The sequence below is a fragment of the Prevotella sp. HMSC073D09 genome (assembly GCF_001814145.1).
GTDB classification, from domain to species: Bacteria; Bacteroidota; Bacteroidia; order Bacteroidales; family Bacteroidaceae; genus Prevotella; species Prevotella conceptionensis.
In genome coordinates this window covers 26,069-43,854 of sequence record NZ_KV815128.1, presented here as the reverse complement: position 1 = coordinate 43,854, position 17,786 = coordinate 26,069, and the positions used below count along the sequence as shown (strand labels likewise).

The window sequence follows — 17,786 nt, the reverse complement described above, 5'->3', positions numbered from 1 at the left end:
AATATGCAGATAAAAGGTTTTACGACAAGTGGTCGTGGGCTAGCTTTGGCGCTGTCGTTGATGTTCGTTTTGTGTGTGCAGGTGGCCTTTGCCGACCGACCTTTGAAGTTGTTGGCTATCGGAAACAGCTTTTCGGAAGATGCCATTGAGCAGAACCTCTTTGAGTTGGCGGCTGCTACGGGACATCAGATGGTTATCGGCAACATGTATATTGGTGGTTGTTCGCTAGAAAGACATTGTAACAACGCACGGACCGACAAGCCCGATTACGACTATCGCAAGATAGGAATAGACGGTAAAATGACCCGTACGGCCAACTATACGCTCGACAAAGCTCTGCGCGACGAACAGTGGGATTACGTTAGCTTGCAGCAGGTTAGTCAGCTTTCGGGCATGTACAGCAGTTTCCAACCCCATTTAGACAGTCTTATCGCCTACGTTCGGGCGCGTGTTCCCGCCACCACTAAGCTGATATGGCACGTTACTTGGGCATACGCACAGAACTCAACGCATGGCGGATTTGCCAACTACGACCGCAATCAGGACAAGATGTATCGTGCCATCGTTGAGGGTGCACAACGCTTGAAGAAAGAAAACGCACAGTTTAGCCTCTTTGTTCCCGTGGGCACGGCCATTCAAAACGCCCGTACTTCGTTTGTTGGCGACCATCTTAACCGTGACGGTTTCCACCTCGACCTGGTGTTGGGACGTTATACGGCGGCCTGCACCTGGTTCGAATGCCTGTTCGGAACGAAAGTTGTTGGCAACAGATATGCACCAAAGGGACTGGATAAGGCCCAGAAAGCGGTGGCGCAATGGGCGGCGCACCTCGCTGTTGAACTACCTTTTGAATGTTCGCCAATAGATATTGTCAACACCGCCACAAAGGTTTCGGCAGGCGGACTGGTTGAAAAGAAATAGAATGAAAGCAGGCGTGAAATACCTTTAAGGTACATCACGCCTGATTTTTGTTTAGCCCAAACGGGTGAAGTGGACGTTTTGCTTGCATGGTAAGCACGTGGCTACCATGTTTAGAATGGTGTTGGGCGTGTAGGTTCGTAAACATGTACGTTGCAATCTAACGCCTTTTATTCGTCAAATTCAGCCTTATGGCCTACTGCTTAACCTCTATAAGCGTGGTTTGGTTCCCCTTTACAAACAACGCCTGCTGATTGGTGATGGGTTTTAACCCCAGCTTGGCATATTTGACAAGCATTTTTTCGGTAACTTCTTCGAAAGGGAAACTCTTGTAATGGGGGAGCGGATAGAAGTCTACCAGTCCCAAACCCTCGAACGATTTTAATTGCGGTGCAGCCTTTTCTGCTTCGTCCATGTCTTTTGCATACGATATGTTCGGGGCCATAATAATTGAACCGGCCGACTCGCCAATGTAAGGTTTGCCCCCATTCACTTGTTCGCGTATAATGGTTTTTGCACCGCTTTTTTCCAGTTCTTGTAATAGGAAGAATGTGTTTCCGCCCGAAACATAAATCAAGTCGCAATGTTGCAGTGTGCGTTCGGTTAATTCTTTGGGCGCGCTACTCACGTCTAGCACTTCAACTTTTAATCCCATGTTTTCAAAAGCCTGTTTGGCTTCGTCTACATATTCGGTGTATTTTTCGTGCAAACTTGCGGTAGGGATGAACGCCAACACTTTGCCTTTCAAGTCACCACCTACAAATTGAGGTACGAAAGACGAAACTGCGGCAAAGTAGGAGCATAAGAATAGTTTTACCATCATTTGAATGTTATTTGTGAATGGAGATGGGTGGAGCGTTAAATCTTTGGGCTTTCTTTCTTCATCAAGGGTATTTAAACCCTCCGATTATTATTGGTCCACCAATTTACAAAGTTAATAAAAACCTGCAAATAAGCGAAGAGAACGCGAAAAAAGTAGTACCTTTGCAGACGAAAAATGAATAGAGTGCTTGGTAAACCTCTTTAAAAACAAGAATGATGAACAACAAGGATAATAAAGTGAGTGTGCTGTTCATGCTTTTCAGCATACTCTTTTGCGTTTGTCTGATAGCGGCAAACGTGTTGGAAACAAAGCAAATAGCATTCGGAAAAATCAGTTTGACTGGTGGTTTGATTGTATTCCCTGTGTCGTATATCATCAACGACTGCGTATGCGAAGTGTGGGGCTACAAGAAAACGCGCATGTTGATATGGACGGGCTTTGCCATGAACTTCTTCTTCGTGATGTTGGGAGCCATTTGCGACATGATACCAGGTGCGCCTTATTGGACTAACGACGAGGGTTTTCATGCAGTTTTCGGGTTGGCACCTCGCATAGCGTTTGCGTCTTTCTTGGCTTTCATTTGCGGTTCGTTTGTAAATGCCTATGTCATGAGCAAGATGAAATTGTCTTCGGGCGGCAAAAACTTCTCGTTGCGCGCTGTGGTTAGCACCATTTTCGGCGAGTCGGTAGACTCGATTATCTTCTTTCCACTGGCGTTGTGGGGCGTAGTTCCCACCGAAGAACTGCCTTGGCTGATGCTTTGGCAGGTGATATTGAAGACCGCTTACGAGATTGTTGTACTGCCTCTGACCATCAGTGTGGTGCGTTATGTGAAACGACACGAACAGGTTGACACCTACGACAACGACGTGAATTACAGCATTTGGCGCGTGTTTAGCATTTAGTTTATAAGCTCGCAACCTCACCAAACTAACTTTACTGATAACAAAATGGATAAGAACAGAGAAACCGAAGGCTTGAAATCGTTGGGAAACAACACGAAATATAGCATGGATTATGCGCCCGAAGTGTTGGAAACGTTTGAAAACAAACATCCTGAGAACGATTATTGGGTAAGGTTTAATTGCCCGGAATTTACCTCGTTGTGCCCCATTACAGGGCAACCAGACTTTGCCGAGATACGTATATCGTACGTGCCCAACGTGCGAATGGTGGAGAGCAAGAGCTTAAAGCTATATCTTTTCAGCTTTCGCAACCACGGCGACTTCCACGAAGACTGCGTGAACATCATCATGAAAGACCTCATTAAGCTGATGAATCCAAAGTATATTGAGGTCGTTGGGTTGTTCACACCTCGTGGCGGCATCAGCATTCACCCCTTTGCCAACTACGGAATGCCCAATACAAAGTATGCAGAAATGGCCGAAAGGCGTTTCGCAGAGTACGGAGGATGAGGGGAATTTGTGAGTAAATACGTTGACGAATAGGCAAGTTTGCTGGTTGACGAGTAGTTAAGCTCACAAGTTAATGTGCGGATAATAAGGCGGATAGACAGGTTAACCGGTCTACCCGCCTAATTGTTTGCTCCCACCTAGCCTGCAAACATCACCATCAGTCCACCAATAATAATGTACAAGGCGGCGTAGGGTAGAGCCGAACGGAGTATCTCGCCATCCTTGCCTTGCATGTCGCAGGCGGCCGTTGCGATGGCTATACTCTGTGGCGAAATCATCTTTCCGCCTGTTGCACCTGTGGTGTTAGAGGCTACAATCCAATTGGGGTCGGCATGATGAAGTTGTGTTGCCACGTTTGCTTGCAGCTTAGCGAAGAGTATGTTCGACGAAGTGTCGCTGCCTGTAACGAAAGTTCCGATGGCCCCGATTAACGGAGCGAACAACGGATAGGCCTTACCTGTAATGTTGGCTAGCGTATCGGCGATGACAAGTATCATGCCCGCATAGTTCATAATGGCTGCTAAGGCCACAAGCGAGATGATGGTAACGGTGGTTTTGCGCAGGTTTACCACAGTTCGGGCCAGCGAAACAAGCAGCTGTCGAGGTGAAAGACCTTGTATCAAGCCGCCTAACACCGTGCCTAAGAACAGCATAAGGCCTGCGTTGCCTATCCAAGCGAATGAAAAAGCCGTGCCTGGGGCGTGTATGGGCAAGGCAATGCGCGACACCAACGTGGACTTTAAGAAGGCGTTGATGGGCGGAAAGAGTGGTCCCGAAAGCAAAATAAACAATAAAATGAAGGCGTACACCGCCCAAGCCCTAAGCGTTTGGCTGGCGGTGTATGCCTTTTCGTTTTCCTCCTTTTTCTTCGGCGCAAACAGTTTGGCGTAAATAACGATGGCCACGATAGCTGCCAACGAGCCGATAATGGCCGGTGTTTCGGCTCCTAGATAACGTGCCACGAGGTATTGCGTGCCTAACGACACGGTGCCTACCCACGCTGCAAGCCGTAGATTTTTAAGTATTGCGCCCTTACTGCGATTGGTTAGCGTAAGGATGATAAAGGGCAGAACGAGGTAAAGCAAGGATAATTGCATCACGGCATATACCGAAAGCTGCGAGATAAGTTCTTGCGAGGCGGCTCCGCCAGGTGCAATTTCGTTGGCCAAGGTTATCACGGGCACGCCCACAGCACCGAAACCAGTGGGTACGGTGTTGGCGATGAGCGACACTAATGCACTGAAAAGCGGTTTGTAACCCAACGAAATAAGTATGGCTGCGGGAATGGCAACGGCCGTTCCGAAACCTGCCATGCCTTCAAGCAGTCCGCCAAAGCCCCAAACGAGCATCAGCACCGTAACGCCATCATCGTCGGAAAAGGATGTGAATTGTGCCTTGATAACGTCTATCTGCTTGCTTTCCACCAACACATTATAGCTAAACAAGGCCATCAAAATGATGATGAGGATGGGAAAGACGGCTTTGAGTGTGCCCTCTAGAAAGGCCCATGCCACACCCGATTGCGTGAAACCATCGGGGGCGAAGTTCATGGTTGGTGCAAGAAACACGGCTATTGCCGCCGTGGTGAGCAAGCTGATAAAGGCACTGCGGTGGCCTGCCATCTTGAAACCAAGCATCAAGACGAAGAGCAGAACGATGGGAAGGATTGAAACGAGTGCGGCCATAAGGTGCTGTTTTGTTGGGTTATAGGGTGGTATTTGTGTGCGCGGCGTTGGCGATAGGTTGCTTTCGCCGGCATTGTATTGGGCAAATATAGCAAAAAATGCTGGATGCACCGCTCTTTTAAGGGTATAAAATGTTGAAGGGCGAACGTTCTTTTGCAGAACGTTCGCCCCATATTGGGTTTTGCTAATGGCGCATTTCAGCCGTCGCCACGCTTGTTTGTTATTTGCATAAGCTTTCAACAAGCTAGCATTCGCGCGCTGTTATAGCGTATTGCTAGGTCTTTTTCAATCGTTATAGTCGGCCACAATCTCGCATATCTTAATGATAACGTTCATGGCTTTTTCCATTACTTGCACCGAAACAAACTCGTATGGTCCGTGGAAGTTTACGCCTCCTGCGAATATATTTGGGCAAGGCAGCCCCTTGTAGCTTAGCTGTGCGCCGTCCGTTCCTCCGCGTATGGGTTTCACTTTGGGCGAAACACCGCTTTGCATCATGGCTTGCAGAACGATGTCTATTACGTGCATGTTGGGGTCTATCTTCTCCTTCATGTTGTAATATTGGTCGTTTAGCACCACTTCAACCGTCCCCTCACCGTATTTTTCGTTCATGGCGCGAGCGCATTTCTCAAAAAACGCCTTGCGATCTTCGAATTTATCGCGGTCGTGGTCGCGTATGATGAAGTTCAGTTTGGCCGACTCGGTGCTGGTTTGCATGCCAATGAGGTGGTAAAAGCCCTCATATCCTTCGGTCGTTTCGGGTGTTTGGTCGTCTGGCAGCATGTTGCAGAACTCGCAAGCCAGTCGGTTTGCGTTAATCATCTTGCCCTTAGCATAACCCGGATGCACGCTAACCCCCTTGATGATGACCTTTGCCCCGGCGGCATTGAAGTTCTCGTACTCCAATTCGCCCAGGTCTCCGCCGTCTATTGTGTATGCCCATTCGCAGCCAAACTTCTCTACATCAAAGTGGTGCGCGCCCTTTCCTATCTCTTCGTCGGGGTTAAAGGCCACGCGAATATCGCCGTGTTTCACCTCGTTATGGTCGCGCAGCCAGCACATGGCCTGCATAATCTCGGCAATTCCGGCCTTGTCGTCGGCTCCAAGTAGTGTGGTTCCGTCGGTTACGATGAGGTCTTCGCCCACATGACTTTTTAGTTCGGGGAACTTCGTTGGCGATGAAACGATACCTGGCGACAATTCGATGTCGCCTCCATCGTAGTTTTTCACGATGCGTGCCTTTACGTCTTTGCCGCTGCTGTCGGGGCTAGTGTCGTAGTGCGAGATAAATCCGATGGTTGGAATTTTCTTCTTGCAGTTGGCTTTCAGCGTGCCATAGAGATAGCCCATGTCGTCCATCTCTACGTCGCTTAAACCCTCTCGTTCCATCTCCTTTTTCAAGTATTCGGCGAAGACGAGCTGTTTCGGGGTGCTCGGAACCGACTCCGAGTTGTCGTCCGACTGTGTGTCGAACTTGGTATAATTAATAAATCTTTCTGTTATTTCCATGTTTGGTTTTAAGTTTGAACGAGCCGCGCGGTCTTCTTTTAGCTTAGGCCGCGTGGTTTGGCGTGTGCGTTGGCGTTCCTTTCTTTTTGGGTGAGGGTGGTCTATGTGGCTGCCCTTTGTCCAATTTGTCGTTTGGCGGAACAGTTCGCGTTGCTTAGCCGTTCGTATGGGTTTATGTTTTTGTTATTGTTAATGTAAAATTGACTTTTGTTTCGTTGGAGAAAAAGAACCGCTGCGCGCCTTTGGCCATTGTCAAGAACAACACTTAGGACGCACGGTTGCTTTTGCAAAGATACGAAATGTTTCAAAAAGGCGAAACAAAAGGGCAAAATCTTTTACGCGGAGTGGGGTGGAAATGAACGTTGTTTGGGGAAATAGGGGAGGAGCGAGGCGAGTGGTTTGCTTTGTAAAGACGTCTTTATCGAAGTGAACGAATGGCAATTTTTAAAGAGACAAAAGGCTTGCATGATGGGGCAAAACGCCAATCGTTTGCTTGCAAAGCAAATGTATTAGGCGAATATTAAGACGTTCGCTCTATCCCATTTTCCCCGTTTGCAACTCGGTTTGCAGGAACGAGAACACATATCCTGGGCTTTGATAGTAAAGCTTTGAGGCATCGTCCATCAGCTTTTCGTATGTTTCGGAGTTTAATACGAGCGTTAAGGCCTGTTCTATTGATAGGGTGTTGTCGTTGTCTATTAGCCGTTTTGCCAACTCTTTCACCAAAAAGCCTTTCATTTCTTCTTTCTCTGTCATAGTCGTTTCAGATGTTTAATGGCACGTTCTGTACCGAAATAATATTGAATGGTAACGCCTTTCATAAATTTTAGCTTTCTTATGAGTGTGGGCATGTCGATGTCGTGGTTGCTAAACCTCACCAATTGGAGCCCAACACGGTCGTTGGCAATGGGCCCAATAACTACATCATAATCGTGTATGGGCGTGTTTGAAGTGTTGTTTCTATTGGCGAGGATAAAATTTGCCCACTCTTCCGTGTAATCCTCAAAGGTTTTAACTTTCAGCTTGTTTGACGTGAGCAGTTTTTCGTCAAACTCATAGCTCGCTATTACGGGCGAACCTCCTAACAAAAGTGCACGTGTTTGGGCAAAGTCTTTGGCTTGTTCCAATTCGGCAGACAAGTAAAAGCCGCGCCCGAAGTCTTTGCCAGGCTTAGACTTCGTGAGGTCTATCTCGTTAAAGTCGCTCGTTGTTCCATGATAAAGCCTCATCATAACGCCCCTCCCATTCTGCGGCAGTACTGCGAAAGCTCGTCTACCATTGTGCTGAACGATTGTGTATGGGCATAGCCATAGTGATTGTCAATGAAATCGATGGCCTTAAACCGCTGCAAATAGCCAAAGGCCTGTTTCATTGTTAGGTCGTACTTCTTCCCAAACTCATAGATGAAGTAGACTATCCATTCTAGTTTCTCTTCCGTGCTATATTCCATATTCCACTCCTTATATAATATAGGGCATACCGCTTATTTCTATATGTTAGATTGCGAATACCACACCTTAATAGGGCGATGTGCTGATAAACAGCTTGCACATCGCCTACTTCGATTACAAAAATAGGAAAATAATGTGAGGAAACCAAGTTGTTGGGTAGAGAAATTTCGTATTTATGAATGAGGATAAACAAAAAGAGGAACGCCCTAGCATTCCCCTTTTGTGACCCCGGCGGGATTCAAACCCACGACTTCAGGAACCGGAATCCTGCGTTCTATTCAGCTGAACTACGAGGCCTTTGTTACTTATTGCGCTGCAAAAGTAAGCATTTTTGTTGGTTTGAGCAAATGTGGTGCAACGAAATATGTGGTTTAGTTGTGGTGGCAACGGCCTATCAGTACCTGCTGTTACTATTCGCATATTTTATATGTAATTATTGTTTAGAACTGTCTATATGGAATTTCCGATTGTCTTATTTCAACATTTTTAAATTCGCGTTTATCTAGTTGCTGTTCTAGAACGCGTTTCGTTGAAACGAAATCTACACACGGCCCAATAGTTATACTTCTTAGATTTTTTATTGGTATAGGTGTTTCTATGTACGAAATCATGTTCCCTTTGGAATTTATCTTGTAAAGCACTTTGTCTTCATCTCTTTTATATATAGCGAGACGTTTTTCTTCTTCAAAAGCGTAAGCAGGATGTTTGATGTGTGGTGAAACAATAATGGTGGCTATACCTAAATGTTTCATCTGTACTCTCAATAAATGTTCTCTATTGTTTTTGTTTGCCTCTTCAAGATATTGTTTGTACTGGCTTTTTAGCGCATTGGTTCGGAGCTCATCGAGATTAGGTGCATTTTGATACATTACATCTAAAACATCTATCTCACTTTCCGATTTTATTTTAAAGTCTTCAGTGCTTTTAAAGTCTCTTATATATAAGAAGTAGTCTTGGAAACCCAGACTCACTCCTTTCCCATCTACCCCATACATGCTCCATAATGGCAAAGAGTCACCATTTTTGGAGAATGCAATCACATAAGGAATATGCTCTTCTTTACACAGCTTCTCTATAAATAAGGAGTTAAATTCTTCCTTAGTGTGATTCTCTAAGTAATTATCCCAAATCTCAGATAAGCGGTTTTCTTTTATCCCTTGCTCTTCCTCGTATTTCTTTAGCCAATCTAATACGATGTTATACCCGTGAATAAACTCTTGCGAGTCGTTCATGGAATAAATGCTACTTGCATGGAAAATGAACTCGCGGTTGGTAGAAATGTTATCTAACAAACATTGAAGCGTAGACAGTGAAGTGTAGTGGTACATTAGCTCCATAGTCACTAGGATTAGTGCGCCGATACTCCCTTGTCGGTAGAATAGTAAATGTGGGTTTATGAAAAAGCCTGGGAGTTCATACATATAACTCGCTCCACACTCTGAGGCCTTCGCATTGCCCACCTTGTCAGAACGAGCAACGCAGAGACCCCACGCCGATATGTATAGCACAATACACACCTATACAGGTGCATATTGATGGACATAACATATCCACTGAGGACATCTACCGTTGCTTTGATTTTGACAAGGTTGAAAGTTGCGAAGTTTCAGAGTGTCAAGTCAAAGCGTTAAGTAAACGCCTTTTCATTATTCACGTCCCATCTGTTGACCCTCCAATGCGGGAGGGACGAACGTAAGGACACTGCAAATTTAATAGTTTTTTAGATATAAAGCAAATTAAATTGTGATAGAATAGAAGTGATGATATAAAAGTTGTTCTATCTTTCTACGTGTGAATTGTGTTTCATGTTAATTGATATGTTGTTGATATGGTTAGCATGTAATAGGCTGGTGTGTTCAGAATGAAACCTTTTTGCCATTATTTTGCATCAAATTGTGATATTCTTTTCCGTGTTTTGCCCATTTATTGTTTATTTTGCTACCTTTGTACAACAAAATAATATTTCGACCTATGAGCACATTGATACGGCCAGAACATTACCATGCCCTACTAGATAAGGTGAGAACAGAACAGGCAATAAAGCTGATTAAGGACTTCTTTCAGCAAAATCTCTCCACCGAACTGCGCTTGCGCCGAGTTACGGCACCGCTTTTCGTGATGCAAGGACTGGGCATTAACGACGACCTTAACGGCATCGAACGCCCTGTTACGTTCCCCATAAAAGACTTGGGCGACGCGCGTGCCGAGGTGGTGCATTCGTTGGCCAAATGGAAACGCCTAACGTTGGCCGAATATAAGATAAAGCCTGGCTATGGCATTTACACGGATATGAACGCCATTCGCGCCGACGAAGAGCTGGATAACCTGCATTCTTTGTATGTAGACCAGTGGGATTGGGAGATGGTTATCACGCCCGAACAGCGCACGCTCAGCTTTCTGAAACAGACCGTGCGCCGAATTTACGCGGCGATATTGCGCACCGAGTATCTCACTTGCGAAACCTATCCTGCCATGCAGCCCTTCTTGCCGCCCGAAATACACTTTGTGCATAGCGAAGAATTGTTGCAAATGTACCCCCACCTTACGCCGAAAGAGCGCGAAGATGCCATTTGCGAGAAGTATGGGGCGGTGTTTATCGTTGGCATTGGCGGTAAATTGAGCGATGGAACGCAGCACGACGGCCGCGCACCCGACTATGATGATTGGTCGACGTTGGCAGAAGACGGCCGAATGGGGCTAAATGGCGACATATTGATATGGTATCCCGTGTTGGGACGTTCGGTAGAGTTGTCGTCGATGGGTATTCGTGTCAATGCAGATGCCTTATTGCGCCAGTTAGAAATGACGGGGCAGCAGACTCGTGCGGAATTGTATTTCCATCGTCAGCTGCTGTCGGGCAAACTGCCTTTGTGCATCGGTGGGGGTATCGGACAAAGCCGCTTGTGCATGGTGTTGTTGCAGAAAGCGCACGTGGGCGAGATACAAGCTAGCATTTGGAGCGACGAAATGCGAGCCGAATGCCAGGCCGCAGGCATGCCGTTGATATAGGCATGTTCTAAAAATTCCCCGCAAAGGTTCAATTGATGTTCCTTGTATTGCTCTTCACTGTCTTTTTGCTTTTATCTGGCATCTTTCGCTTACTCTTTCAGAAAGCATAGTTCACTATGCTCTTTCAAGAAGTAAGCAAAACCTGCTCAGCTAAAAGCTAAAAATACAACAAAGGTAATTTTTAGCACCTGCCTATGGAAAAAAGCATTAAGTCGGGATATAACTCATGGTTTTATGGCGTGCGTTTATCGGCATGTAAGTTCAACATAAGGATGGTGAAGGGCGAACAAAAAAGCAAGAATGAGCATAAGCGTGGCATTTTTAGAACATGAATTAAGTGAGAACCTGGGGCTTGAATTTTGTGCAGACTCACTCACTGCTTCACAACCCCATTTACTTATCCGTTCAAAACGCATCAGCCCCAAAGGTTAAATTGTTGTTTTTATTTTTACAAAACGACTCTAATTTTCACTTCGTTCTAGCGAAAAAATGGCTTAAAAAGTAGGTAAATAGCTACTATTTCTAGTCTTTCACGCCTTACTTTTTGTCAACATTCAAGAGAAGAACCTGCATTTTGCACCATATTGCCTTTCTATTTTGCTTGCCAGCTCATTATTTTTTATGCCCAATTACCCGCTTTTAGCCCCCAAAATCCCACTTTTTAGGGGTTGTTTTGCCCTTTTCGGCCATGTATTTCATGTTTCTAAGAGGTTATATTTATACTATTGTGGTGTGTTTTTATGCTTTTCGTCTCGCATTTAGCCGCATTTTGCATCGCATTTTGCACCATTTTACCTTGCATTTAGCACCAAAACGCATTGCGTTTAGCACCAAAACGCACTGCATTTAGCACCAAAACGCACTGCGTTTAGCGGCATATTGCACTACATTTAGCAGCAAATAGCCCAAAACCTAGTGCAAATGCCGTTTCTTTTAAATAAAAATTCATTTTGCCCACCTTTGCAACTAACCTCTTTTTGCACCAAAACAAACCTTCGCGAGAATCGATTTTTTGCGACAAGGTTGGCGATTGGTGGACGAAAATGGTACTCATAATGTTAAATTTCTTGCTAAAAACTAGACAAAGGAGCTGTCTTGCATACACGCACATGGGCAACGCCCACGGAAAGCACGTGCGCTTACAGCCGCCAGTGCGAACGGTTGCAGGGCATGCTGTTCACGACCAATGGAGACAATATCATGGAAATGTGGGGGTAACACACCACAGGCAGCTAGTTTTCTGCTTGTAGAGAAATGTATTGAATGTAATCCGTTTGGTAGCAGTTTAACCCAAATCGGTCGTTAGAGCCTGTGCAGATTTTGTGTATTGTTGAGCATATTGTCTGCCTTATTCTTGAAGACGTAGCGGGCTACGTCAAGAGAATAAGACGGACAAGATGCCGACAAGCAAACGAAAGATGAACAGGAAGCGATGGAAACAACCTAAAATAATAGGTAAGCGGTCTAACGACCGATTGGGGTTTAAGGCATAACCACGTTTTGCCACAAGCAAAGGGGGCAGAATTGTATCTTTGTGCTGTACTTCGTACATGAGAAAGGAGTGCTTATCTTGGTTTTACTGCACAAAGATAATAAGCTCCTCTCAACTTATAGAAAGATTAAAAGTAAAGCTGATTTCAGTAAGAAGGAAATTTGGTTACGGCGTGTTTGCGATGCCAATGGCTAGGGCTTAGGCCAATTCCAGCCCCAACGCATTGCGCAGCTTGTCTATTGCGGGATTGGCTTTAAGCATGTTTTCGTATATTTCCTTTTTAGAAAGGATGCGTTTCATCTCCTCAACCTTGGCCAGTCGGATGTGAAGTTGCAGTTGCCCATTGTGCAAATACTTGGCCAGTCCGCCCTCAATACGTTTCTTAATGTTGTTAACCTCTTCCAAAACAATCTCGTTGTCGGCCAGCACTTCTATGTTGGGAAATTGGGTTATGCGCGGCGACATGTTCTTCATCCTCGTTGCAATGGCAATCATTTCTTGCGGCATGCGGTTACAAAGCGCCATCCATTGCAGTTCAAGCTCTTCTTGCGAGAACACATGGTTCTCCTCTTTATTCGTTATTTCGTCTTCTTTAACTTGTCCAACCTTTTCGGGACCCCGTTTAAGGTCGGCAAACGACGTGCCCACCTTGCCCAATTTAAGCTTTCCGATGGGCATGGCTGTTCGTTGCGTAGTTGTTTCAGGCTCGTTCGCCTTAGGTGTTTCAACGGCAGGCTGTGTGGGGTAGGGCGTTGTTTTCGCCTCGTTGGTGTTGGCCAATGCCGTTGCGGTGCGCGTTGCCACGGTTGTGCGCACCAATGGTTTGTCCCCACCGACCACCTGTCGAGCCGGTTTAGGTTGGGGAGTGGCAAGTTTTCTGAACAGGGATTTCAATCTCTTGGGGCTACGCCCCGCGGCAGGTTCGTCTTCGGGCTGCGTTATCTGCGCCACTTGTATCAGCGTAAGCTCGGCCAATAGGCGTTTGTTGCTGCTTGCGCGATAGTGAATGTCGCATTGGTTCATAACCTGCAAGGCCTTATAAAGAAACTTCGTGGGGCATTTTTGCGCCTGTTCCTTAAAGCGTTCGCGTTGGCGTGCGCTAACTTCCAGCAGCGGCAGGGTGCTTTCGTCTTTTGCCATCAGCACATTGCGCACATGCGTGGCCAATCCGTTAACAAGGTTGCCCGCATCAAAGCCTTTGGCAATGATGTCGTTAACAAGTACCATGATGTCGCTCACCTTGTTTTGCACGGCCAAGTCGATAATGCTGAAATAGTTGTCGCTATCAAGCACGTTAAGGTCGGCAATCACGCTGTTGTATGTAAGGTTGCCTTGTGCAAAGCTAGCTGCTTGGTCGAAGATGGAAAGCGCATCGCGCATTCCGCCGTCGGCTTTCTCGGCAATTACGGCCAAAGCCTCCTCTTCGTAGGCAATTCCTTCGTTCTCGGCCACGCGTTTAAGGTGGTCGATGATGCCAGGGACAGTCATCCGTTCAAAGTCGTAGATTTGGCAACGCGACAGAATGGTGGGCAAAATCTTGTGTTTCTCGGTTGTGGCCAAGATGAAAATGACGTGTGCGGGCGGCTCTTCCAGTGTTTTAAGGAAGGCATTAAAGGCCGCGGTGGAAAGCATGTGCACCTCGTCGATGATGAAAACCTTATATTTTCCCACCTGCGGAGGGATGCGTGTTTGGTCCATCAGTGTCTTAATGTTCTCTACCGAGTTGTTGCTGGCCGCGTCTAGCTCGAAGATGTTGTACGAACGTTGGTCGTTAAAGGCTTGGCAGCTTTCGCAATGGTTGCACGCCTCGCCCATTTCGGTGGGTGTAAGGCAGTTGATGGCCTTGGCAAAAATGCGCGCGCAAGTGGTTTTACCCACCCCTCGTGGACCGCAAAAGAGGTATGCGTGCGCCAACTTTCCGCTTTTAACCGCGTTTTTCAGCGTGGTGGTAAGGGCAGATTGCCCCACCACCGAGTCGAAAGACACGGGTCGGTATTTGCGCGCCGATACGATATATTCTCCCATAAATGCTGTATTGTGTTCCTTTTTATGTGTTTGGTTTGGCGTTGGGTGATAGTCCTTTCGCCTAGCGGGTGTGTCGTTTTGTACCCCCGTTCTGCAAAGTTACGCATTATTTTTGGCTTTTCTTTTGGTTCATGTCTTTTTGTTCAGTGACAAGTTTACAAGTTAACGATTTGACAAGTTTGTAGGCGCAGCCATCTTTTCACCTTTTCACCTTTTCACCCTTTCACCCTTTTTCCCTCGCGCCTAATCGTCCTTAGTTTTGCATTAATTGTGCAATAAGTGTGCTTGTAGTGCATGGCGATTGAAAAAAAAGTTGTAAGTTTGCAGCGGATAATGAGCCTCCAATGAACAGCAAATGGAATGAAGTGGGCAGAATGCTTAACCATTATCGCTACCTCATCGTAGTGGTGGTGGGTGTGCTTATCGTCGGTTTTGTCGACGATAACAGCTTTATGCACCGTTTGGAGTACGAAATTCAGGTAAGCGACTTAAAAAAACAAATAAAAGAATATAACGAACGCCACAGCACCGACACGGAACGGCTTCGCCAACTAAAACGCGACCCCAAGGCCATTGAGAAGATTGCGCGTGAGCGCTACTTTATGAAAGCCGACGATGAAGACATCTATGTGCTGAGCGATGACGAGAAACCTACACAACAACAAGATGAAACAACTGAATAAACTGCAATCCATCCTCTACGCCGTTGGTGGTGCGCTGATGGTGATTGGTGCGGGATGCTTTGCATTTATGTGGCAACAACAGGCGGTATGTTGGCTCTACCTCGTGGGAGCAACGCTGTTTTGCCTCATGCAATCCATGCAAACTTACGAAGGAACCGACTTTGTGGTGCGCCGCTTGAAACGTATTCAAGCTGTGGCCAACATCTTCTTTATGCTCGCCGGCATACTGATGGTAGATACGGCCTACATGTTTTTCCGTCCACTTTTCGATAGTTCCATCGCCTATGTAGACTATTTGTACAACAAGTGGGTGGTGCTTTTGCTCATTGCAGCCCTTTTGGAAATATACACCATGCACCGCATAGACCACGAAATGAAGAAAAACAAAAGGCAATAGGCCCTGACATGCGGCTATCCTTATATATACGTGCCTGCGGTGTGCAGGCTTTCAACAACTAACACTTTTCTTAAAAAATACTTAAAAGGGGGTTTGTTTGGATTAAATAGCATGAAAATAATTCGATAGCCCGCAAAAGCGTATTATCTTTGTGTGACAAGACAGAAACAATCAACTTATGAATAAAGTTCTATATACATTGTTCGCGTTGGCGTTGCTTACCTCGTGCGGTAGCAGCTACAATATCGAAGGTACTTCTAACATATCTACCCTCGATGGCCGAAAGTTATACCTGAAAGTACTGAAAGACAACGAATTTAAAAAGTTAGACTCGTGCGACGTTGTGCACGGCAAGTTCGGATTCTCTGGATCGTTAGACTCTGTACGCATCGCCAATATCTTTATGGACGAAGAAAGTGTGTTGCCCTTGGTGCTTGAAAGCGGCGACATCATCGTAAAACTAGACGATGCACAGCAAAACGTGTCGGGAACACCCCTTAACGACAAGCTGTTTAAGTTCTTTAATAAGTACAACCAACTGAAAAACCAAGAACAAGAATTGGTGCATAAGCACGACCAAGCCATTATGAACGGCAGCAATATGGACGTGGTGAACGCCCGTTTGAACAGCGAGGCCGAACGTTTGTCGGGGCTTGAAGACAAGCTTATCACGTCGTTCGTGTGCGAAAACTTCGACAACGTGTTAGGTCCGGGCGTGTTTTTCATGGTTACCATCGGTTACGACTATCCCGAACTTACCCCTTGGATAGAAGACATCATGAGCAAAGCCACGGATAAGTTTAAAAACGACGCTTATGTGAAAGACTACTACGCCAAGGCGCAAGAAAACCAACAGATAATGAACGGAATGAAAGACGTGTCCATGCCTGCGCCTGCACCCACGCCGCAAGCCGCGCCTGCACCCACGCCAAACGACTTGGCCCAGCCCACAAAAGAATGAAAACGCTTATTTACGGCGCAACAATTGTGAACGAGGGACGCAGCTTTAAAGGCTGCCTAACCCTTGAAAACGACCTGATAGCAAGCGTAACCGAAGGCGAGGCCGTGCCTGAAGGACACTTCGACCTGCGGCTGAATGCCGAGGATTGTGTGGTTATGCCTGGCGTGATAGACGACCATGTGCACTTTCGCGAACCAGGTTTAACGGCCAAAGCCGACCTCGAAAGCGAGAGTCGCGCTGCCGCATACGGTGGTGTAACTACGTTTTTCGAGATGCCTAACACCCTTCCGCAAACCACAACGCTCGAAACGTTGAACCAAAAACTGGAACTTGCGCAGGGCAAGAGCCACGTTAATTATAGCTTTTTCTTTGGAGCCACCAACCAAAACGCTCATCTTTTTGAGTGTTTAGACACCAAACGCGTGCCGGGCATTAAGCTTTTTATGGGTGCTAGCACGGGAAACATGCTTGTCGACAGGCTCGAAACGCTTGAAAACATCTTTAAAAACGCGCCTTTGCCCATCATGACGCATTGCGAAGATACGCAACTCATAAACCAAAATATGGCCGAGGCTAAGCGATTGTATGGCGACGACCCAGCCGTGGAGCACCATCCTGCGATAAGGAGTGCCGAGGCTTGCTACCATTCGTCGGCCTTAGCTGTGGAGTTGGCCACCAAATACGGGGCGCAACTGCATGTGGCACACCTCACAACGGCACGCGAACTGTCGCTCTTCGGCCATAATCCGCGTATCACGGCCGAGGCGGTAATTGCTCATTTGTGGTTCTGCGATGCCGATTATCGCACTCGTGGCACACAAATCAAATGCAACCCAGCCGTAAAGACCAGTGCCGACCGCGATGCTTTGCGTGCGGCTTTGACCGATGGGCGCATCTCGGTGGTTGCAACCGACCACGCTCCACACCTCGTTTCGGACAAGATTGGCGGCTGTGCGAAGGCAGCATCGGGCATGCCGATGGTGCAATTCTCGCTGCCTGCCATGCTCGAACTTTGCGAAAAGGGCGTGCTTACGATAGAAAGGATGGTTGAACTGATGTGCCATGCGCCTGCACGCTTGTTCGCTGTTAGCAAACGAGGCTTTATTAAGCCCGGCTATAAGGCCGACTTAACCATCGTACGCCGTGGCGAACCGTGGACAGTGACGAAGGATTGTGTGCAAAGTAAGTGCCAATGGAGTCCGATGGAGGGCGAAAAGTTCCGTTGGCGAGTGGTGCAAACCATCTGCAACGGACACTTGTTGCTCGATAAAGACGGCACGTTCGATGCTCAATATCGTGGCGAAGAGGTGGCGTTTTGCCATTGAAAGAGTGAAAAGGTGAAGGTTGAAAAGGTGAAAAAGTGAAAGGATGAAAGGGTGAAAAAATGGCTAACGCCTTTAAAGGTGTCTAGCGGTTTC

At 46.7% G+C, this 17,786-nt stretch carries 17 protein-coding genes and 1 tRNA gene; 8 read left to right on the top strand and 10 right to left on the bottom strand.

Going from position 1 to position 17,786, the window contains the following annotated elements:
• Positions 1 to 3: 3 nt before the first annotated feature.
• Positions 4 to 921, top strand: coding sequence for a DUF4886 domain-containing protein (locus HMPREF2955_RS12625; protein WP_070723808.1), 918 nt, complete (start codon positions 4 to 6; stop codon positions 919 to 921).
• Between the two features lie 193 nt (positions 922 to 1,114).
• On the opposite strand, the gene HMPREF2955_RS12620 is transcribed toward HMPREF2955_RS12625, so the two are convergent.
• A complete protein-coding gene (locus HMPREF2955_RS12620) occupies positions 1,115 to 1,741 on the bottom strand; it encodes a Type 1 glutamine amidotransferase-like domain-containing protein (RefSeq protein ID WP_070723807.1) in 627 nt (208 codons plus the stop codon).
• Positions 1,742 to 1,956: 215 nt separating this feature from the next.
• Here HMPREF2955_RS12620 and HMPREF2955_RS12615 point away from each other — a divergent pair, with 215 nt between their 5' ends.
• Positions 1,957 to 2,646: a queuosine precursor transporter gene (locus tag HMPREF2955_RS12615; protein WP_083317730.1), complete on the top strand. Its 690-nt coding sequence runs from the start codon at positions 1,957 to 1,959 to the stop codon at positions 2,644 to 2,646.
• A 45-nt stretch (positions 2,647 to 2,691) separates the two neighbouring features.
• Positions 2,692 to 3,156 (top strand): preQ(1) synthase, encoded by a 465-nt coding sequence (queF, locus tag HMPREF2955_RS12610; protein ID WP_019186773.1) that lies wholly within the window; start codon positions 2,692 to 2,694, stop codon positions 3,154 to 3,156.
• 137 nt (positions 3,157 to 3,293) lie between these two features.
• On the opposite strand, the gene HMPREF2955_RS12605 is transcribed toward queF, so the two are convergent.
• The 7 genes from HMPREF2955_RS12605 to HMPREF2955_RS12575 all read right to left on the bottom strand — a co-directional run bounded on the left by HMPREF2955_RS12605 (position 3,294) and on the right by HMPREF2955_RS12575 (position 9,033).
• Positions 3,294 to 4,841 (bottom strand): L-lactate permease, encoded by a 1,548-nt coding sequence (locus tag HMPREF2955_RS12605; protein WP_070723846.1) that lies wholly within the window; start codon positions 4,839 to 4,841, stop codon positions 3,294 to 3,296.
• Between the two features lie 285 nt (positions 4,842 to 5,126).
• Complete coding sequence (pepT, locus tag HMPREF2955_RS12600; protein WP_070723806.1) at positions 5,127 to 6,350, bottom strand: peptidase T; 1,224 nt, start codon at positions 6,348 to 6,350, stop codon at positions 5,127 to 5,129.
• 534 nt (positions 6,351 to 6,884) lie between these two features.
• Positions 6,885 to 7,106 carry a hypothetical protein gene (locus HMPREF2955_RS12595; protein WP_070723805.1) on the bottom strand — a complete coding sequence of 74 codons (222 nt, stop codon included), beginning with the start codon at positions 7,104 to 7,106 and terminating at the stop codon, positions 6,885 to 6,887.
• A complete protein-coding gene (locus HMPREF2955_RS12590; protein WP_070723845.1) occupies positions 7,103 to 7,579 on the bottom strand; it encodes a DUF3990 domain-containing protein in 477 nt (158 codons plus the stop codon). Before HMPREF2955_RS12590 ends, HMPREF2955_RS12595 begins: the two co-directional genes overlap by 4 nt.
• On the bottom strand, positions 7,579 to 7,800 hold the full coding sequence (locus HMPREF2955_RS12585; RefSeq protein ID WP_070723804.1) for a DUF3791 domain-containing protein: 222 nt from the start codon (positions 7,798 to 7,800) through the stop codon (positions 7,579 to 7,581). Before HMPREF2955_RS12585 ends, HMPREF2955_RS12590 begins: the two co-directional genes overlap by 1 nt.
• A gap of 224 nt (positions 7,801 to 8,024) precedes the next feature.
• A tRNA-Arg gene (locus HMPREF2955_RS12580) sits at positions 8,025 to 8,098 on the bottom strand.
• A 143-nt stretch (positions 8,099 to 8,241) separates the two neighbouring features.
• A complete protein-coding gene (locus HMPREF2955_RS12575; RefSeq protein ID WP_168166900.1) occupies positions 8,242 to 9,033 on the bottom strand; it encodes a DUF2971 domain-containing protein in 792 nt (263 codons plus the stop codon).
• 739 nt (positions 9,034 to 9,772) lie between these two features.
• Between HMPREF2955_RS12575 and asnA the strand changes: the two genes are divergently transcribed.
• The gene (gene asnA, locus HMPREF2955_RS12570; protein WP_070723802.1) at positions 9,773 to 10,810 is read left to right on the top strand and encodes an aspartate--ammonia ligase; all 1,038 of its coding nucleotides are present in this window, start codon (positions 9,773 to 9,775) and stop codon (positions 10,808 to 10,810) included.
• An 868-nt stretch (positions 10,811 to 11,678) separates the two neighbouring features.
• Here asnA and HMPREF2955_RS12565 read toward each other — a convergent pair.
• A complete protein-coding gene (locus HMPREF2955_RS12565; RefSeq protein WP_070723801.1) occupies positions 11,679 to 11,864 on the bottom strand; it encodes a hypothetical protein in 186 nt (61 codons plus the stop codon).
• 636 nt (positions 11,865 to 12,500) lie between these two features.
• On the bottom strand, positions 12,501 to 14,327 hold the full coding sequence (locus HMPREF2955_RS12560; RefSeq protein ID WP_070723800.1) for a DNA polymerase III subunit gamma/tau: 1,827 nt from the start codon (positions 14,325 to 14,327) through the stop codon (positions 12,501 to 12,503).
• Between the two features lie 344 nt (positions 14,328 to 14,671).
• Here HMPREF2955_RS12560 and HMPREF2955_RS12555 point away from each other — a divergent pair, with 344 nt between their 5' ends.
• The 4 genes from HMPREF2955_RS12555 (at position 14,672) to HMPREF2955_RS12540 (ending at position 17,693) form a co-directional block, all read left to right on the top strand.
• Complete coding sequence (locus HMPREF2955_RS12555) at positions 14,672 to 15,010, top strand: FtsB family cell division protein (RefSeq protein ID WP_019186786.1); 339 nt, start codon at positions 14,672 to 14,674, stop codon at positions 15,008 to 15,010.
• The gene (locus HMPREF2955_RS12550; protein ID WP_070723799.1) at positions 14,994 to 15,407 is read left to right on the top strand and encodes a hypothetical protein; all 414 of its coding nucleotides are present in this window, start codon (positions 14,994 to 14,996) and stop codon (positions 15,405 to 15,407) included. Before HMPREF2955_RS12555 ends, HMPREF2955_RS12550 begins: the two co-directional genes overlap by 17 nt.
• Before the next feature lie 178 nt (positions 15,408 to 15,585).
• Entirely contained in the window at positions 15,586 to 16,368 is a 783-nt protein-coding gene (locus HMPREF2955_RS12545) for a DUF4369 domain-containing protein (protein WP_070723798.1), read from the top strand.
• Positions 16,365 to 17,693, top strand: a complete 1,329-nt coding sequence (locus HMPREF2955_RS12540) for a dihydroorotase (RefSeq protein ID WP_070723797.1) — start codon at positions 16,365 to 16,367, stop codon at positions 17,691 to 17,693. The genes HMPREF2955_RS12545 and HMPREF2955_RS12540 overlap by 4 nt, the downstream gene beginning before the upstream one ends.
• The last annotated feature ends 93 nt before the right edge of the window (positions 17,694 to 17,786 follow it).

Coding starts and splice junctions, on each gene's coding strand:
- HMPREF2955_RS12625 (WP_070723808.1), top strand. CDS start 4: ATGCAGATAAAAGGTTTTACGACAAGTGGTCGTGGGCTAGCTTTGGCG.
- HMPREF2955_RS12620 (WP_070723807.1), bottom strand. CDS start 1,741: ATGATGGTAAAACTATTCTTATGCTCCTACTTTGCCGCAGTTTCGTCT.
- HMPREF2955_RS12615 (WP_083317730.1), top strand. CDS start 1,957: ATGAACAACAAGGATAATAAAGTGAGTGTGCTGTTCATGCTTTTCAGC.
- queF (WP_019186773.1), top strand. CDS start 2,692: ATGGATAAGAACAGAGAAACCGAAGGCTTGAAATCGTTGGGAAACAAC.
- HMPREF2955_RS12605 (WP_070723846.1), bottom strand. CDS start 4,841: ATGGCCGCACTCGTTTCAATCCTTCCCATCGTTCTGCTCTTCGTCTTG.
- pepT (WP_070723806.1), bottom strand. CDS start 6,350: ATGGAAATAACAGAAAGATTTATTAATTATACCAAGTTCGACACACAG.
- HMPREF2955_RS12595 (WP_070723805.1), bottom strand. CDS start 7,106: ATGACAGAGAAAGAAGAAATGAAAGGCTTTTTGGTGAAAGAGTTGGCA.
- HMPREF2955_RS12590 (WP_070723845.1), bottom strand. CDS start 7,579: ATGAGGCTTTATCATGGAACAACGAGCGACTTTAACGAGATAGACCTC.
- HMPREF2955_RS12585 (WP_070723804.1), bottom strand. CDS start 7,800: ATGGAATATAGCACGGAAGAGAAACTAGAATGGATAGTCTACTTCATC.
- HMPREF2955_RS12575 (WP_168166900.1), bottom strand. CDS start 9,033: ATGAACGACTCGCAAGAGTTTATTCACGGGTATAACATCGTATTAGAT.
- asnA (WP_070723802.1), top strand. CDS start 9,773: ATGAGCACATTGATACGGCCAGAACATTACCATGCCCTACTAGATAAG.
- HMPREF2955_RS12565 (WP_070723801.1), bottom strand. CDS start 11,864: ATGAGTACCATTTTCGTCCACCAATCGCCAACCTTGTCGCAAAAAATC.
- HMPREF2955_RS12560 (WP_070723800.1), bottom strand. CDS start 14,327: ATGGGAGAATATATCGTATCGGCGCGCAAATACCGACCCGTGTCTTTC.
- HMPREF2955_RS12555 (WP_019186786.1), top strand. CDS start 14,672: ATGAACAGCAAATGGAATGAAGTGGGCAGAATGCTTAACCATTATCGC.
- HMPREF2955_RS12550 (WP_070723799.1), top strand. CDS start 14,994: ATGAAACAACTGAATAAACTGCAATCCATCCTCTACGCCGTTGGTGGT.
- HMPREF2955_RS12545 (WP_070723798.1), top strand. CDS start 15,586: ATGAATAAAGTTCTATATACATTGTTCGCGTTGGCGTTGCTTACCTCG.
- HMPREF2955_RS12540 (WP_070723797.1), top strand. CDS start 16,365: ATGAAAACGCTTATTTACGGCGCAACAATTGTGAACGAGGGACGCAGC.